Below are 16,413 nucleotides of genomic sequence, written 5' to 3'. Positions count from 1 at the left end.
GGTTTTTTCAAAAAAGTAAGGGGGAAAGTACAGGGTTCCTAAAAACAGAAAAGTGAAGAATTTGTGAACGATTCCACTGATAGCAAGCATTTAATTAAGGAGTGAAAGATGAACGGTAATTTTAAGGGCCAAGGCAGCCGAGTATACAGGGAGGATCAACGGTAAACTAATTGCAGGGGATGGAGATGGCTTCGGCTTCATGACACTAATGATGTCATCTTGCCACTGTTTTCAGCTTCCTTTTCATGAACTTTATGATGGCATTTTCCCGCTGTTTTCCGCTTTCTTTTTCGTCTTCATCGGTAGATAATGTTTCCTGCGCACTGATGTTTACTTTGCTTTGGACTTGTCAACGGCATGATGTCATTTCCCGATCAATTCGGCTTCAGTGTTTAGGCAGTCAGTCAGTTGTCCTACTGGTTATCCACAATAAACTAACCAGGTTTATTACAGTTCATGGGAACAAGGATTTTTAGTTTCCCCTAAAAACAGTTGCACAGTAAAAAAATGAGGCATGACTCCCCTTTGGGAAATCACGCCTTAAGAATAAAATTTGTCGCTTGTTATAGCTAACCTGGAAAGGGCAATCCAAGTAAACCGGGGGATGATCATAGATCATTATTTTTTTGGCGATACCCTTTATTTAAATTCCGGTCTTGAGAAATTCTGCCATCCTCTTCAAGTCTGACCTCTTCTTTTCTGACGGTTTCGGTTACCTGTTCCGTATCCTGCACCTGCCGTTTTCCTATGACGAGTTCTTCTGTAACCATTTCTTGCTTGCTTACGTTTACCTTTTCTTCCTTGATTGGAATCCTGATGGTTTCCCCATCTCCAATCGGGGCTCCGTCCGGGCTTGTTCCGTCTGCTTTTCTGCGTTCAATGTAAAGCTCTTCACGAGTTACGGGAACTTCAATGTTCTTTTGTTCCTCGATTACGTCTTTATGAACGGTAACTTCCCCAGTTTTCACAGGGTTCTTGGTAACATTAAGTTCCTCTTCTCTAAGCTTCATGGTTTGTTCCTGGTCATCTGTATCCCATAATGTTTGCTGAGTGTCTGCATGTATGCCTGTACCCGATGATAAACCTCGACCTGAACGTGTGTCCGAGGTAATATTGTAACCGGAAACAGCTGTGCCATTTCCCGTACCCGGGCCCTGGTTTTCATTGTACAGAATGATTTTTCCGTTTTCGACATACGAAGCATATTCCCTTGCCTGCTCACGGGACAATCCCAATTCTAAAAATCTTCCTATTGTTCTTTCCTCGTTAAACTCTACATCATCGTAAAGATGGGCAAGAGTATTGACTAAATCATCATCGTTATGGTGGTTTTTGTCTGTCTCAAATTCCAGGGCATTTGCTCCAGTTTCATCTTCAATTGTTGACTCTCCATTCGCAGTACGGGCAATGATTCCAAGGTCCCTGACTCTGAAACCATCGTCTTGCAAATCCTGAATGGCACTCATCACTTCTTGCTGGGAATCATAAACACCAATAATGTTTGAATTCATTTTAATTCAGCTCCTCTTTTGGCTTATACATTTTTCCTTTTCCCGACTTAATAATGGTAAAAACATGGGTTTCTTGGGTGGTTTGCCGATATGTGGAAATTTGGATATATATGTTAGGGCAATTCTAGCCTAAGTAGGAGATAGTAAAGAGGAACATATTGAAAGGGTGTGAGGTGCATGTCATTGGAATGGTTTGACAGAGTAACAGGTGAATTGCAGGATCATCTTGAGTCTATTTGTGAAAAATACGATCAGACAGGGCATATGACAATTGACCGGAGTGCAAAGCATCCAAGGATTGAGTTTTTTGTGGAAACATTAGATGATGAAAGAGAATATTTTTGCTCTTTGTTTTTTGATCCCCATAATGAAGAATTCTATGTGGAAACCTTTGATGTGGACCTGGAACAGCCGTCCAGAACCATACTTGCTGATATAGATGATATTGTAGACGCCGTCCATGAAAGCTTTCACGAATTCATGAATGATGATGATGTAGAAGAAGTTTATTTTGTGGATGATGAAGATGACGATGGTGAAGAAGTCTATTTTGTCGATGAGGACGATGAGGAAGTTTATTTGGCAGATGGCGATTTGATTGAGGATGAGGAAGAAGAGTATTTCGTTGGTGAACTCAATGATGGCGATCTGCTTGAAGAAATTGATGTAGAGTGGGAAACACCAGAAGTGACGGCATTCCAAAAGGAAGATGAGGTAGAGGTTACCTATCAGTTTGGTATCGTCAGTGACACCGGAGATGGAGTCCTTCGCAGGGTAAATCGGATATGGACTGAGGATGATGAACTATTAAAAGACGAATCGAATTTCATCTTCACAAAAGAAGAAGCAAGCACGATCATTGCCATGATTGCCAGTCATATGGATAATCTGACTGGCTATGATGATTTTGACATTGTTGAATGAAAATGTGGAGGCAGCCCGGAGCAGCGGGCTGCTTTTTAATTTATACAGTTTCATAACGCTGAGCAATAATTTGTTTTGAATTTGAATACAATTACCAAGACACTCTTTACTTATGACAGAAGGTAGGTAGATGAGATGAAGTGCAGGATCTATAGGTGCAACTGCCGAAAGGTTTGGTCTGTCCAGACAAGGAGAGGGAAAATCACAGCTCAGTCCATTCTTTTAACTGGTGAATGGACAACGGAACTGAGACCCGACAGGAACTGTAATCCAAAAGGTTTTGTAACAACACTACAAAGCCGCGATATCATCCTCGATCCGGACCTTGGACTTGTTAAGCCATTTGAAAAGGCCTCAAAGCTTATTTATGATAAACATTTGGTTGAATTCAATATCAGACAGGGGAAATACTTGTTTTTTGCAGAGGATGGAAGCTGCTATATCCTTAAACGATGTTAAAACGTCGATGTAATGGGAGGGGACCTCTTTTTTTACTCAGTAATGGAGACTCCACATGTCATTATTTTATGAAAGTATTAATGCCATCCCGTGGTTGTCAGCAGCATCCTTTTTTGCAGGAATGGTTTTAATAATAAGGATCAGTTTTTCCCTTGTGTTCACAGCCGGGAAACAGGTTTTTCAATAACCGCAAAGAATCAATGTATAACTATAAATAATTAATGCATAAACCAAAACAATCAATCAATAACTGGCAGGGATCGATGTATAAATGAGAATTATACTGAAGCAGACCGCAGTTTGGCCCTGCGGTCTTGAGTTTTTTACCTGTTTTCAGTCTCCGTTTTGCCTGCTTCTTCCGCAAGCTGATCAAAAGACTTAATTTTTCCGTGGGCGTTCTGCTGCTCTTTTCGTTCCCGCCATTGCCTTTCTCTTTGCCGTTGAGATTGGGTCATCCTAAAAACTCCTTTGCATAAAGTTATTCACTTGATAGGATAACCCATGTCCTCGATTTCAAGTCCATTCAGGTTCAAACTCAATCAGAAAAGAAGAGACAAAAACATCCTGGGCAGCTAAATGTTTAATTCCCTTAAATAATTTTGCAGCTGCTCCTTCAGCTCTGGCCGTTTTAGGGCGAAATCAATATTTGCCTGTAAAAAGCCAAATTTATCCCCAACGTCGTAACGTTTCCCTTTTATGAGATAGGAATGGACAGGCTCTTCCTTCAAGAGCAAATCCAGAGCATTGGTCAGCTGGATTTCACCTTTCATGTCCGGCTTGGTTTTTTCCAGTATTGGAAAAATAGCAGGAGTAAGGATGTATCTGCCAATGATCGCTTGTGTAGATGGCGCGGAAAGGGGCTCAGGCTTCTCGATCAGTTGTCTGACCCGGTAAAGCTCTCCGTTGTGACCATCATGGCCGACGATGCCGTATTTGTTTACCTCCGAAATAGGAACTTCCTTACAGCCTAAAATCACAGTTCCTGCTTTATTGTATTTTTCAATCATTTGGGACAAGGCAGGGACCGTGCTGTCGATAATATCGTCCCCTAGAAGGACGGCAAATGGTTCGTCTCCAATAAACTTTTTGGCACATAGTACAGCATGCCCCAAGCCAAGAGGTTCTTTTTGCCTGACATAATGAATGTCCACGAGGTTTGAAATCTCTTCGACCATTTCAAACATTTCTTTTTTTCCCGTTCTTTTCAGTAAAAGCTCAAGTTCAATGGATTTATCAAAATGATCTTCGATGGCTCTCTTGTTCCGGCCTGTGACAATGATGATATCTTCTATGCCGGAATGGACAGCTTCCTCAATAATATACTGAATGGTCGGCTTATCTACGATGGGGAGCATTTCCTTTGGCTGAGCCTTTGTGGCCGGAAGGAATCGTGTGCCAAGCCCGGCTGCTGGTATGACTGCTTTTTTAATCATAATAATCCCCCTGTACCTTATGATTTGCTTCTATGTTTATGATAACACAGGCTAATCCTATCCCGCGGAAATTGGGATTTAAGGGAATAGTTTCATAAAGAAAAGCAAAACTTAAAAATGGCTCTCTCCCAGATTATTCGAATTATGAGGTGTAAACTATTGGTTTTAAAAGAAAGGGATAAAGAACAAACACTCATTCTTGCAGCTCTGGTCATATTGGCTTTGTTTCTCTCCCCATTGTTCCTGCTAGGCGAAGACGCCCATATTCGAGTTCATGATAATTTAGATTCAAATCTTGCCTGGTATAAAGTGCTGGTTGAAAGTGGCGAGCTCACAGGGTCAATTGATGCCAGAATTCCACAGATTATTAACGGCGAACTGCAAAGAAATGCCTTTGGAACAGAATTCAGTGTCATTGTCTGGCTGTATGCCCTGTTTCCGACCATGGTTGCTTATGGTTTAAGTCAAGCCTTAACCCGCTTTGTTGCTTTTATAGGGATGTATTTGCTTTTAAAGAAACATATTGTCCCTGGGCCGCAACGGGCTGCTATTCGTGTTGGGACGGCACTGGCTTTTGCCATGACCCCTTTTTGGCCTTCAGGAATGCTCAGCACACTGGGGATGCCGATGGCCCTATGGGCGTTCCTTAATATCAGGCAGGGAGAAAAGAGTTGGAAGAATTATTTAGTCCTGACCCTCCTGCCATTTTACTCAAGTCTTGTTTTAGGTTTTTTCTTTTTCCTTAGTGCGATGGGGCTGTTTTGGCTGACAGATCTTATGAGGGGAAAAGGATGGAACTGGCGCTTTTTATTTTCCATTGCTTATATGACGCTGATTTATATGCTAGTTGAGTATCGGCTGTTTTACTCGTTTTTATTTGATCATGAACCAAACAGTCGGGATGAATATTTTCATGCGCGGCTCTCATTCCTTCATTCAATCAGACTGACGTTTAAAAATTTTGTCCTCGGCCATACCCATGTCCTTACGGTTCATACTCTTGTCATTCTCCCAATATTGTTGATTGCCTTTTATTATATCTGGCTCAACAAGGGCTGGAAGCGTGAAAAGGTGTTTGTATTTTTGTTCGCATTCAATTTCCTTTTGTCTGCCTGGTATGCTTTTTGGTTTTATAAGGGATGGCTCCCGTTGACGGAGCGCTTTCATTTTTTGGATACCTTCAATTTTGCGCGGTACCATTTCTTAAGACCTCTTGTCCTGTATCTTTTATTTGCATTAGGGCTGGGAATATTGTTGGGGCAGGGGAAGGCATGGAGGAAAATCGTCCCCTGGCTGATTGCTGCCCAGATTCTTGTTTTATCATTTTCAAATGAAGAAATAGTTTATCAGAACAAGCCTACAGTCGAACAGTTTTACGCGGAAGAACAATTCATGGAGATAAAAGAACATATTGGCCTCCCGCAGGAGGATTACCGGGTGGCAAGTATTGGACTTCACCCTGCCATCGCCCAATATAACGGGTTTTACACACTTGACACCTACAATAATTTCTATCCATTAAGCTACAAAAGAGAATTCCGGAAGATTATCGAGAAGGAATTGGCGAAAAATATAACCATACGAACCTATTTTGATGAATGGGGAGGCCGCTGTTACCTTTTCACCGATGAATTGGGGAAGCATTATATGTTCAAGAAAAAGACTAAGAAGACTCTTAAAAATCTAGAGCTGAATATCGATGCATTTAAGAACATGGGGGGAAGATACATTTTTTCGTCGGTGCCAATTGAAAATCCCGGGTCAAATGGTCTTTTTTTGGAGGAGGTCTTTGATTCCAAAAGCTCCGCGTGGAAAATTTACTTATATAAAACCTTATAGTGCCAACAACTAACAACAACATGGAGGATGCAGCTATGGACGAGCCAGTATTAGCAATTGTAGTACCATGCTATAACGAAGAAGAAGTTTTGACCGAAACCATGAAACAATTGACTGGCCTTTTGGCGGATATGGTCAGGGAAAAGCAGGTTTCTGAAAAGAGCAGGATTTTATTTGTTGATGACGGAAGCAGAGATGACACGTGGAAAATGATTTATAAGGAAAGCATTAAAGGAGAATTTATTAGAGGGATAAAACTCGCAAGGAATGTCGGCCACCAAAATGCGCTCCTGGCTGGTCTGTTTGCAGCTAAAAAGACCAGCGATTGTATCGTCAGCATTGATGCGGACCTGCAGGACGACATTGATGTGATTCAAAAGTTCATCCAGAAGTTTAAGGAAGGGTATGAGGTTGTCTATGGGGTAAGGGACAGGAGGGATACGGATACCTTCTTCAAAAGGACTACAGCTGAGGGCTTTTATAAATTGATGAAAAAAATGGGAGTTAATCTTGTGTACAATCATGCTGATTACCGGCTGATGAGTAGGCGAGCTGTCGAGGAACTTGAAAGATTCGGGGAAGCCAATATGTTCCTCAGAGGGATTGTTCCACTGATCGGATTCCAGTCCACTTCCATTTACTATGATCGAAAAGAAAGGGCTGCCGGGGAGACAAAATACCCGCTGAAGAAAATGCTTGCTTTTGCACTAGATGGAATTACCTCTTTTTCTGTGACGCCCATTCGTATGGTCCTGTTGGTTGGGTGTCTGTCGTTTTTGGTTAGTTTATTGTTCGGAAGCTACTTTCTCTCACTGAAATTCTTTGGGCACACGGAATCTGGCTGGACTTCCATGATTACCTCCATATGGCTGATTGGAGGCCTGCAGCTCATCGCCATTGGCCTGGTGGGGGAATATATAGGGAAAATCTATAAAGAGACTAAAGGACGGCCAAAATATATCATCGATATCGATACATTTAATTTAGCTGTCCCACAACCATTACTGGGTGAAGAGGGGGCCTTTGAGCATGACGGAATCCAGGAAAGGGACGCATTTAGCTATGCTGCTGGAAAACTCTCTGAAACGAAATAGCTATTTTATCCGCTTTTTGCTTGTAGGAGTGCTAAATACCATAATAGGATTATCGATTATGTTCATCCTATTAAATCTTTTTGGCTGGTCTTATTGGCAATCAACATTTACAGGGAACTCCATCGGTGCTATCATAAGCTATTTCTTGAACCGGTCTTTTACCTTCAATAGCAGGGTTGGAGCATCTGAAGGGATTCCTAAATTTGCGGCGGTTATTGTTTTCAGCTACACAGTTTCATATTCTGTAAGCGGAGCTGCCGCAGAAATCCTGACAATTCCGGCGTGGGCAGCAAGTGTGGTTTCATCGGATGAACTAGGGATCCTCATTGGTACCGTTCTTTACACAGTTACGAACTATCTGGGCCAAAAAGGATTTGTCTTCAGGAGGGTGACTGAATAATGTTTCTACATTTACGGGCTGACATCAGCCCGTTTTTAATTTCTATAAATTCTTGATCAGTGAGTATTAATGGCAAAGTAAATTCTTGAGGGGAAAAGATTTTTAAACGATAACGAAGTGGTGCAAATTCAGTTGCCCCCTCAGATGCAGATGATAATAATGGGGGAAAAAGTGATAGTGCAATTACATATGAAATGATTCTTGGTATCGGACTGATTTTGCCGTTGGGAGTGCACTATTAGCTCTTACAGTTGCCTGCATGTTCATCTCCTGGATATGGTTTTTCTCTCTGGCAATGATGGGAAGCTTGACTGGCAAGGTGGATAAAACAAGCAAAATCCCAGGAAGGCTAAATAAAAATCTCTGCTTTTATCATGTGGGGAACAGATGTATTTCTATTATAAATTGATTGAGCAAGGCAAAATCGCTGCAAGACATACACCCAGCCCATAATGGATGCATACCCTGAAAGGGCACAGCATTCAAAGTTAGGGGTGTGAAGTAGTCTTGTTTTATCATATAAAAGAATTACAGTACAGGGCAAAGCCCGAGCGGCCCGATCCACTTTTCGCCAAGCAGCTGCAGGAGGTGCTCGGAGGCCAGTTTGGAGAAATTTCTGTAGCAATGCAGTATTTGTTCCAGGGCTGGAGCGTCCGAGGGAACGGAAAGTACAAGGATTTGCTGATGGACACGGGTGCAGAAGAGCTGGCCCATATCGAGATGCTCGCAACCATGATTGCGAGGCTGCTAGACGGGGCGCCAGTGGGTGATTTGGAGGTTGCGGCCAAGGATCCGGTCATCGGAGCCATCCTGAGCGGAATGAATCCGCAGCACGCAATTGTTTCAGGCCTGGGCGCAATGCCTGCGGACAGTGTGGGAAACCGATGGACAGCTGACTACATTATTGCCAGCGGAAACCTGCTGGCTGACTTCAGGGCAAACCTTAATGCAGAGTCACAAGGCAGGCTGCAGGTAGTACGACTGTATGAGTCTACAACGGACCGCGGTGTTAAAGATATGCTATCGTGGCTGATCGCCAGGGATACGATGCATCAAAACCAATGGTATGCTGCCATCTGCGAGCTTGAGGCGAAGGAGAATATCGTGGTGCCTAGTACGTTCCCTCGCGAATTGGAGAAACGCGAAGTATCGCATGTACTCTTTAATTTTTCTGCTGGGAATGAGAGTGCTGAAGGAAGATGGGCGAGCGGACCGAGCATGGATGGGGAAGGCGTCTTCCAATATGTCGAGAATCCAGTTCCATTAGCGAAGAAACCTGTGCTTAAACCAGCACCGCCTTATATACATGATACGCCTCCTGCGGTAGTAAAAGGCAGAGAAGATCAAATTCCACCAAGTCTATATTAACAACTATGTGAAAAAAGACGCATCTCGGCGTCTTTTTCCACGTTTTCGTAATCCTTACCAATGGTGTGCCTTGGCATTGCTCCTGGTGATGATGGTCTTCTGGGTCCGCATCGTCTGACCGTTTACCTGGGAATTCAAATGCTTCGGCCTTGTCCAATTATAGTGGAAAAGCTGAGATTGTTGATCTAATCGATCTCTGTAGCTCATCAAATCACCTCTTGGATAGGATGGTAGAAAACAGATGATATTCTTCCTGAGAATATCATTTATATCCTTTGCTTTATGGGAGGATATTATCCAGGTCATGGCGAATCAAGGCTATACGTGTGAGCACTCCTCTGCTGGACATAACCCTTCTGCATCCTGTGCTATTTTTGCGGCCGCAACGGCTGCCTTCACTTTTGCAGAAGCAACAATTTGATCAGTCTTATGTGGAAAACGGTCAAACCCCTCGGCAACCACGGTGGGCATCATCCTGATTCCAAGAAAGCCAAGAGCAATCTGTAAATATCGGTCACCTGATTCCAGTCCTTTCATTGGACCCTCCGAATAAACGCCTCCACGAGTCTGGATATGGATGGCCGTTTTACTGGCAAGCAGGCCTTTGGGACCGTCCGAAGTAAATGCAAAGGTTTTCCCATGAACAAAGAGATTGTCGAGATAGGCTTTTAATACCGGGGGTGAACCCAGGTTCCAGACGGGTGAAACAAATACATAACAATCAAAGTCCAAAAAATGATCCGCCACAGCATGCATTCTTAACAGCTTGCTGCGTTCTGGTTTCGTCAATTGTTCGAGGGACAACCCGCTGCCCGCTGTCTTTCCTCGTGCAGAGATTAACTCGGCATCCATTTCCGGTATGTCCAACTGGAATAGATCTAGCCTCGATACTTGGGTATCCGGGCGGGATAAAAGAAATCCATCGAGGAATGCTTCGCCAATTTGCAGGCCTTTTGATTGTTCAAGCCCTTTTGGTTTAGCAGTGATATAGAGCAATTTAACCATAGGGTACCTTCCATTCTTAATGTATTGTATCAACCAAATTATAGTAATAAATTTAGGGAGAATGGTGTCTGAAATGTGAAGATCGTGAAGATTATCTGACAAATTTAAAAAGATTACGACATTCTGCAACTATTTCAAAGATGCTATCGTATATAAACTGGGACCTTAAATCAGGAAAACGAAATGAGGAGAAAGAGATGTCGCAATATGCACTAGAAGTCAGTTCGCTGACAAAGCAGATCGGGAAGAAGACCATTGTCGACAATGTAAGCTTTAAGGTGGAAAAAGGGGAGATCTTTGGGCTGCTTGGTCCCAATGGGGCTGGAAAAACCACCATCATTCGGATGATCGTCAGTTTGATTAACAGAACGGGCGGGACCGTCACAATCAATGGCTACAATCTTGATGATTCCTTCAAGCTGGCAATGAATGAATTGGGAGCCATAGTTGAAAACCCGGAATTCTATAAATATTTGAGTGGATATAAAAATTTGCGCCACTATAAAAGAATGGCTTTGGCCGATATCAGTGAAGAACGGATTTCAGAAGTAACAAGATTAGTGGGGCTGGAGAATGCCATACATGATAAAGTTAGAACCTACTCGCTGGGGATGCGCCAGCGCCTGGGAGTTGCCCAGGCCATTCTGCATAATCCCTCCATCTTAATCCTTGATGAACCGACAAACGGCCTGGACCCCCAGGGAATAAGGGAATTTCGGGATTATCTCCGGGAGCTGGCAAGTCAGGGAACCTCGGTCCTGGTTTCTTCGCACTTATTATCAGAGATGCAGTTAATGTGCGACCGTTTTGCCATTATCGAGAGCGGGAAGCTCATTCATATTGCCTCGATGCATGACGAAAAAGAGACACTGACGTCAAGGATAGAATTTGAGGTCAGCGCAATTGATGCTGCTGTCGAGCTTATAAGGCAGCACTTTGCTGAATTTGAAATATCCAGGATTAGTGGAAATAAGCTGTCGATTTTGGCTCCGCGGGAGAAAGTTCCACTCCTCAATTCCATGTTCGTAAAGAATGAGATCGATGTCTTTCAAATTCAAACTGTTAAAGCAACCCTTGAGGACAGATTTCTTGAAATTACCAACAGAGAGAAGAAGGAGCAAAACTTATGATCGACTTAATACAAAATGAGCTGATGAAGATTTTTGGCAAAATGGCCGGCTGGCTTTTTATGGTCGTTGTGGTCCTGGCTGTTTTAATTGCCGGTATCATTTATTTAAAAGTTGAAGGTCCAGAAGACCCGAATTGGCGACAGGGGATTGAAACCGAAATTTCCAATTTGGAAAGCCAGCTTGAACAAGCCCCCGATGAAGAGGGGCGATGGATCGAGGATCAGATTAATGAACTGCAGCTATATCTGGACCAGAATATAAATCCTGATGCAACCTCCAACTGGCATTTTATGAACGACGTTGTCACTGGAGTCGGTTCTTTAGTTACTTTATTTGTAGTCATCATCTGCAGTTCCAACGTAGCCGCGGAATTTTCTGACGGGACAATTAAACAGCTTTTAATCCGACCGCATAAAAGGTGGAGCATCCTGCTGTCCAAGTATGCAGCAACCATCATTTACGCCTTGATGATGGTCGCAGTACTCGTGATTTCCGGATATCTGGTTGGATTGCTCCTTTTCGGCAGCGGTGACTTTTCCATGAGAATCTTTGAAGTAACCCTGGAGGGCAGGATGGAAGCACAGGTAGGGCCTCTGTTTTTCAAAAAGATATTCCTTTACCTCCCAGGTTTGTTAATGATCATGACGATTGCATTCATGCTTTCTACCTTGTTTAAAAGTCAGGCGCTGGCAGTAGGAATTGGTATTTTTGTGTTATTCTTCTCCTCGACGCTTGGCGGCATCATCCTAATGCTTGCAGATAAGTATACATGGGCTAAATATTTGATATTCCCTCATTTGGATTTAACCGTTTATGCTTTGGAGGAGCAGATCATGGAAGGTATTACAATGCCATTTTCCCTGGCAGTGCTTGGGATTTACTATGTGATTTTTATATCGCTGACCTTCTCATTCTTTCAAAAACGGGATATCAGCATTTAAGCAAAATGGGCAGGCCTGCCCATTTTGCATCTTTAAAAACCTGCTAATGGAAATGATAGGATCATTATCAAAGGAGTGATGGATATGACAATAAGACCAAAGACAAGAGACTACAATTCGTACTATGCACCATATGTGAGCATGGTACCGAATGGGGAGATTGAAGCCATTCTTGAAGAACAGATCAATGAAACCATTCAACTTCTTCAACCTATTACTGAAACACAGGCCCTTTTCCGTTATGGACCAGACAAATGGACCATAAAGGAAGTGATTGGCCATGTCACGGATACTGAACGGATTATGGGCTATCGCCTCCTGTGCATTGCGAGGGGAGAAACCGTTTCTCTTCCTGGCTACGACGATAACAAGTATGTGCGAAACGCAGAATTCAACTTTTTAAGTGTTCAGGAACTCCTGGAAAATTTAGCTGGGGTTCGGACTTCAACCATCCAATTATTAAGAGGTCTGCCTGAAAAAGCATGGAACCGCAAAGGGAATGCAAATGATTCGGAAGTTACCGTTCGCGCCCTTGCCTACATCATTGCTGGCCATGAACGGCATCATAGAAAAATCCTCATCGAGCGTTATTTAGGTAATGAAAAGTATTTGTCGCTATAATAAACAAAACGCTTGGGATGAACAATCCCAAGCGTTTAAAAACTATTTTATGGAGCGAATTCCTCGACTTTTTCTTTTAATTTATCGCCAAGGGTACTGGCGTCACGCCGTGCTTCTTCAAGCACTTTCTTCCATTTTGGAGCTTCCTCTTTCAATCTTTCCTCTACTTTATCAGCTGTTTTCTTTAATTCTTCCTCCAGCTGCTTTGCCTTTTCCGTTAGTTCTCTTTCACCGGAATCCTCTGTTTCAGTCTGGTATTTACCGAGCTTTTCATTAACCGACTTCACGTCAAATTCAGTCTTTTCAATATGGGGGGCTGCTTCCTCCATGATTTCCCTGAAGATAGGCACAACGGTTTCAGAGCTGCTGCTGGACAGATAGTGCTCCCGGTCTGTTTTATCGTAGCCTATCCATACTGCACCAACAATATTTGGTGTATAACCGGCAAACCATTGGTCCTTTGTCCCATCAATATCACTATATGGAAGCTGGGTCGAACCAGTTTTCCCGGCAATTTGCAAACCGCTGATGTTGGCTGCCCGGCCAGTCCCTGTTTCAACTACATTCAGCAGCATTGAGGTCATTTCATTGGAAACGCGCCTGGAAGTTACTCTTGTTGTCTTATCCTGATGTTCGTCAATGATTTTCCCGGTAGGACCGACAATTTTGGTTATAATGTGGCTTTCTTCCCGTTTTCCGCCGTTTGCAAAAGTGGAATAGGCTTCCGCCAAGTCCTGGGGTGAAATTCCCTTATGCATTCCGCCGAGAGCAATGGCCAGGTTCCTGTCCTCCTCCTGAAGAGGGATCCCGAACTTCTTAACAGATTCCAGGCCTTTTTCCAGTCCAATTTCATTCAAAAGCCAGACTGCAGGGACGTTGATTGACTTTTCTACTGCCTCATACATTGGAACTTCTTCCTGGTAGGTTCTTGAAAAGTTCTTTGGTTTATATTTCCCAAATGTCATTTCTTTATCGACGAGCATCGAGTCATAATCGTATCCTTCTTCAAGAGCCGGGGTATAAACAGCCAGCGGCTTCATCGTGGAACCCGGCTGTGCTTTTAAGTGCGTAGCGCGGTTGAACCCCCGGAATACATGTTCACCCCGTCCTCCGACCAAAGCTCTGACGCCCCCGGTTTTTGGGTCAAGAAGGACAGCACCGCTCTGCACAAGCTGACCGCCTCTGCCCTGAGGGAAATTGGCATTGTTTGCATACACTCTCTCCAGGTCAGCCTGAAGGTTTTGATCCAGTTGAGTATGAATGACATAGCCTCTTGTTAAAATTTCTTCCTGTGTAAGTCCATACTCATTGATGGCCTCATCTAGAACAGCATCCATATAATAAGGAAATTTGCGGTCAACAATGCTTCCGCCGCCGTCCTCAAGAATGATTTTTTCATTCACCGCTGCCTTGTGCTCTTCATTACTGATCATTCCGAGTTCATTCATTTTGCCGAGCACTACATCTCTTCGATTCATGGCTTTTTCATAATTATTGTACGGATCGAGGGCGGATGGCGCCTGCAGGAGTCCTGCAAGTAGTGCCGCTTCGCTTATTGTGACTTCCTGTATATCTTTATTAAAATATTTTTTGGAAGCATTGCTGATGCCCCAGGCACCGCTGCCGAAATAAACCTGATTCAGGTACATTTCAATAATTTCATTTTTTGTATAGGCCTTTTCAATTTCAACCGCAAGAAATAGTTCCTCTACTTTTCGTTTATAGGAACGCTCAGGTGAAAGGAGGGCATTTTTAGTCAGCTGCTGTGTAATGGTGCTTCCTCCTCCAGTAATCCTTCCAGCAAATAAATTTCCGAAGAAGGCCCGGGTTATTCCTTTGATATCAAATCCGTTATGTTCTCTGAACCTTTCATCCTCAATTGCAATCACGGCATTTGGGACCTGATCAGGAAGCTGTTCGAAAGTAATCCCCTCGGTCCGGTTGGTCGCAACTTTTCCAGCGACATCGCCGTCCTTATCATAAATAATGGTAGACTGCTTTAATCCGTCCCTCAAGCTTTGGACATTGGCTCTGCTCGCGATGAAGGCGAACCAAAGAATAGACAGGAGGATGACCACCAATCCGGCCAGCAGGATGATTTGAGTAATATGTTTTCTTCGCCAGAAGCGGACGATTGAATTCCATAAGGCTCCCAGCTTATCTTTTATTAGTTGTTTAAACTTGTCCATTAGATCTCCTAACTTTCTTGATGTTCTACCTATTATACGTAAAAAATCTCGAAGAAGTTTCATCGGTACCCTTATCTAAGATATTATATAGGAAATGAATGCTGGTAGGAAAGGGGGGAAGCTGGGGGCATTAAACAAAAACAGCTGCCTGACGGTGAGGCCAGGCAGCAGGTCTTTTAATCTAGCGGTGGAGCTTGCCGTCCATCGGCAGTGTATTATGAAGGTTGGAAGGAGCCGGCTTAAGGTTAGGCCGTTCACCCTCAGGTACAGGGGAACTGACATATTCGTATTCGCCCTGGCCATCGAGAGCCTGCCCTTGTGCCCAGCGGCCAGTACTGCTTTCTTCTCCTTCTGAAAAGTTATACAGCTTGTAGGATATGTCCAAACGTTCTTTTTCTCTTGGGAAGGTGCTTGGCACAAGAAGGCCTTCTTGCTCCTCAAGCTCGGCGATTGCTGCTGCCCATTGGTTCTGGTGGTAGGAATCCCTGGCAATCAATACGGAAAGAAGGTCTTTCACTCCACGGTCATCGGTCATTTCATAAAGGCGGACAGCCTGAAGACGCCCTTGTGATTCTGCATTTAAATTTGCCCTGAAATCTGCCAGAAGGTTTCCACTGGAAATAATGTAGCTGCCCATCCACGGGTTGCCAACACTGTCACTTGGACGGGCGCCAAGCCCCGCCACGATGGCATGCTGTGGATTCATACCGCCCATAACGGCGCCAATAACAGGATCTTTAGCGGCTTCCTCCTGAAGATGGACAGGTGCATCATCTAGTAATCTGGAAACCATTGTAGCCAGCATTTCAATATGTCCAATTTCTTCTGTACCAATATCGAGAAGCAAGTCTTTATATTTATCATTCCCTCTGACAGACCAGCCCTGGAATAAATATTGCATCGCTACACTCATCTCGCCGAATTGACCGCCGATCAGCTCTTGAAGTTTCTTTGCATATAACGGATCTGGTCTCTCAGGTTTCGCTTCAAATTGTAGTTGTTTGATATGGCTAAACATATTCATTCCTCCTATTAACTTTTTAACCAAGCTTCCTTCGCTTGTCCCAATGGTCTATTCCCGTTTATGGTGAAAAATAACAGCCAAAATACATTGGTAATTTTTACATATAAAAAAAGACTTAGAGATAAAAGATAGATCCGTGTGAAAAATATTAGAAATAAAGAAAGAGATTTGGAAATGAAATGGGGAATTATGCAAATTAGAGATCTAGCATGAAAGATAAAAAAGAGGAAGGTCCAGTTAAAAAAGACTGGAAAAATAAAACGTGCAGTTTGAAAAATGGGGAAGAGGAGATCCAAAAAATCCCAAGGAAAAATTAGAAACAATATATATTTGAGGAGTAGTTTAAACCCGGACAACAGGTTGCAGGTCCCAATATAGATTTTTTCCATACAAAGCAACTTACATAATGAACCGAGGAGATTAAAATGACGAAATATCTTCGCACGTTTGGCGTATAGGGAGTTTGCGTTGAGAA

Annotated in this window: 16 protein-coding genes; 9 read left to right on the top strand and 7 right to left on the bottom strand. The window is 43.3% G+C overall.

Annotated elements, in window-relative coordinates:
- Nucleotides 1-608 precede the first annotated feature (608 nt).
- Complete coding sequence (locus EV146_RS04030; protein WP_132002179.1) at nucleotides 609-1,511, bottom strand: YsnF/AvaK domain-containing protein; 903 nt, start codon at nucleotides 1,509-1,511, stop codon at nucleotides 609-611.
- Nucleotides 1,512-1,688: 177 nt separating this feature from the next.
- Between EV146_RS04030 and EV146_RS04025 the strand changes: the two genes are divergently transcribed.
- Complete coding sequence (locus tag EV146_RS04025; RefSeq protein ID WP_132002176.1) at nucleotides 1,689-2,435, top strand: hypothetical protein; 747 nt, start codon at nucleotides 1,689-1,691, stop codon at nucleotides 2,433-2,435.
- Between the two features lie 135 nt (nucleotides 2,436-2,570).
- A complete protein-coding gene (locus EV146_RS04020; protein WP_132002173.1) occupies nucleotides 2,571-2,894 on the top strand; it encodes a hypothetical protein in 324 nt (107 codons plus the stop codon).
- 323 nt (nucleotides 2,895-3,217) lie between these two features.
- Here EV146_RS04020 and EV146_RS27775 read toward each other — a convergent pair whose 3' ends face one another.
- Nucleotides 3,218-3,349 carry a DUF6254 family protein gene (locus tag EV146_RS27775; RefSeq protein ID WP_219916227.1) on the bottom strand — a complete coding sequence of 44 codons (132 nt, stop codon included), beginning with the start codon at nucleotides 3,347-3,349 and terminating at the stop codon, nucleotides 3,218-3,220.
- 117 nt (nucleotides 3,350-3,466) lie between these two features.
- On the bottom strand, nucleotides 3,467-4,327 hold the full coding sequence (gene galU / locus EV146_RS04015; RefSeq protein ID WP_132002170.1) for a UTP--glucose-1-phosphate uridylyltransferase GalU: 861 nt from the start codon (nucleotides 4,325-4,327) through the stop codon (nucleotides 3,467-3,469).
- A 144-nt stretch (nucleotides 4,328-4,471) separates the two neighbouring features.
- Between galU and EV146_RS04010 the strand changes: the two genes are divergently transcribed.
- From EV146_RS04010 to EV146_RS03995, 4 genes are all read left to right on the top strand, one after another.
- A complete protein-coding gene (locus EV146_RS04010; RefSeq protein WP_132002167.1) occupies nucleotides 4,472-6,166 on the top strand; it encodes a DUF6044 family protein in 1,695 nt (564 codons plus the stop codon).
- Between the two features lie 35 nt (nucleotides 6,167-6,201).
- The gene (locus EV146_RS04005; RefSeq protein WP_132002163.1) at nucleotides 6,202-7,260 is read left to right on the top strand and encodes a glycosyltransferase family 2 protein; all 1,059 of its coding nucleotides are present in this window, start codon (nucleotides 6,202-6,204) and stop codon (nucleotides 7,258-7,260) included.
- On the top strand, nucleotides 7,196-7,660 hold the full coding sequence (locus tag EV146_RS04000; RefSeq protein WP_241993798.1) for a GtrA family protein: 465 nt from the start codon (nucleotides 7,196-7,198) through the stop codon (nucleotides 7,658-7,660). Before EV146_RS04005 ends, EV146_RS04000 begins: the two co-directional genes overlap by 65 nt.
- A gap of 507 nt (nucleotides 7,661-8,167) precedes the next feature.
- Nucleotides 8,168-9,028: a manganese catalase gene (locus tag EV146_RS03995; RefSeq protein ID WP_132002160.1), complete on the top strand. Its 861-nt coding sequence runs from the start codon at nucleotides 8,168-8,170 to the stop codon at nucleotides 9,026-9,028.
- Nucleotides 9,029-9,082: 54 nt separating this feature from the next.
- Here EV146_RS03995 and EV146_RS03990 read toward each other — a convergent pair whose 3' ends face one another.
- Nucleotides 9,083-9,235, bottom strand: coding sequence for a YpzG family protein (locus tag EV146_RS03990; protein ID WP_121613313.1), 153 nt, complete (start codon nucleotides 9,233-9,235; stop codon nucleotides 9,083-9,085).
- Between the two features lie 111 nt (nucleotides 9,236-9,346).
- On the bottom strand, nucleotides 9,347-10,033 hold the full coding sequence (locus tag EV146_RS03985; protein WP_132002157.1) for an FMN-dependent NADH-azoreductase: 687 nt from the start codon (nucleotides 10,031-10,033) through the stop codon (nucleotides 9,347-9,349).
- A 197-nt stretch (nucleotides 10,034-10,230) separates the two neighbouring features.
- Between EV146_RS03985 and EV146_RS03980 the strand changes: the two genes are divergently transcribed.
- The 3 genes from EV146_RS03980 to EV146_RS03970 all read left to right on the top strand — a co-directional run bounded on the left by EV146_RS03980 (nucleotide 10,231) and on the right by EV146_RS03970 (nucleotide 12,725).
- Nucleotides 10,231-11,163, top strand: a complete 933-nt coding sequence (locus EV146_RS03980; protein WP_132002154.1) for an ABC transporter ATP-binding protein — start codon at nucleotides 10,231-10,233, stop codon at nucleotides 11,161-11,163.
- Nucleotides 11,160-12,104 (top strand): ABC transporter permease, encoded by a 945-nt coding sequence (locus tag EV146_RS03975; protein ID WP_132002151.1) that lies wholly within the window; start codon nucleotides 11,160-11,162, stop codon nucleotides 12,102-12,104. The genes EV146_RS03980 and EV146_RS03975 overlap by 4 nt, the downstream gene beginning before the upstream one ends.
- Before the next feature lie 84 nt (nucleotides 12,105-12,188).
- Nucleotides 12,189-12,725, top strand: a complete 537-nt coding sequence (locus EV146_RS03970) for a DinB family protein (RefSeq protein WP_132002148.1) — start codon at nucleotides 12,189-12,191, stop codon at nucleotides 12,723-12,725.
- 47 nt (nucleotides 12,726-12,772) lie between these two features.
- Here EV146_RS03970 and EV146_RS03965 read toward each other — a convergent pair whose 3' ends face one another.
- Nucleotides 12,773-14,914, bottom strand: coding sequence for a PBP1A family penicillin-binding protein (locus tag EV146_RS03965; RefSeq protein WP_132002145.1), 2,142 nt, complete (start codon nucleotides 14,912-14,914; stop codon nucleotides 12,773-12,775).
- 181 nt (nucleotides 14,915-15,095) lie between these two features.
- Entirely contained in the window at nucleotides 15,096-15,932 is an 837-nt protein-coding gene (locus tag EV146_RS03960; RefSeq protein ID WP_132002142.1) for a manganese catalase, read from the bottom strand.
- Nucleotides 15,933-16,413 lie beyond the last annotated feature (481 nt).

This window comes from Mesobacillus foraminis (assembly GCF_004340465.1).
In the GTDB taxonomy this organism is placed as follows: domain Bacteria; phylum Bacillota; class Bacilli; order Bacillales; family Cytobacillaceae; genus Mesobacillus_B; species Mesobacillus_B foraminis.
This window is presented reverse-complemented; position numbering and strand designations above follow the sequence as displayed.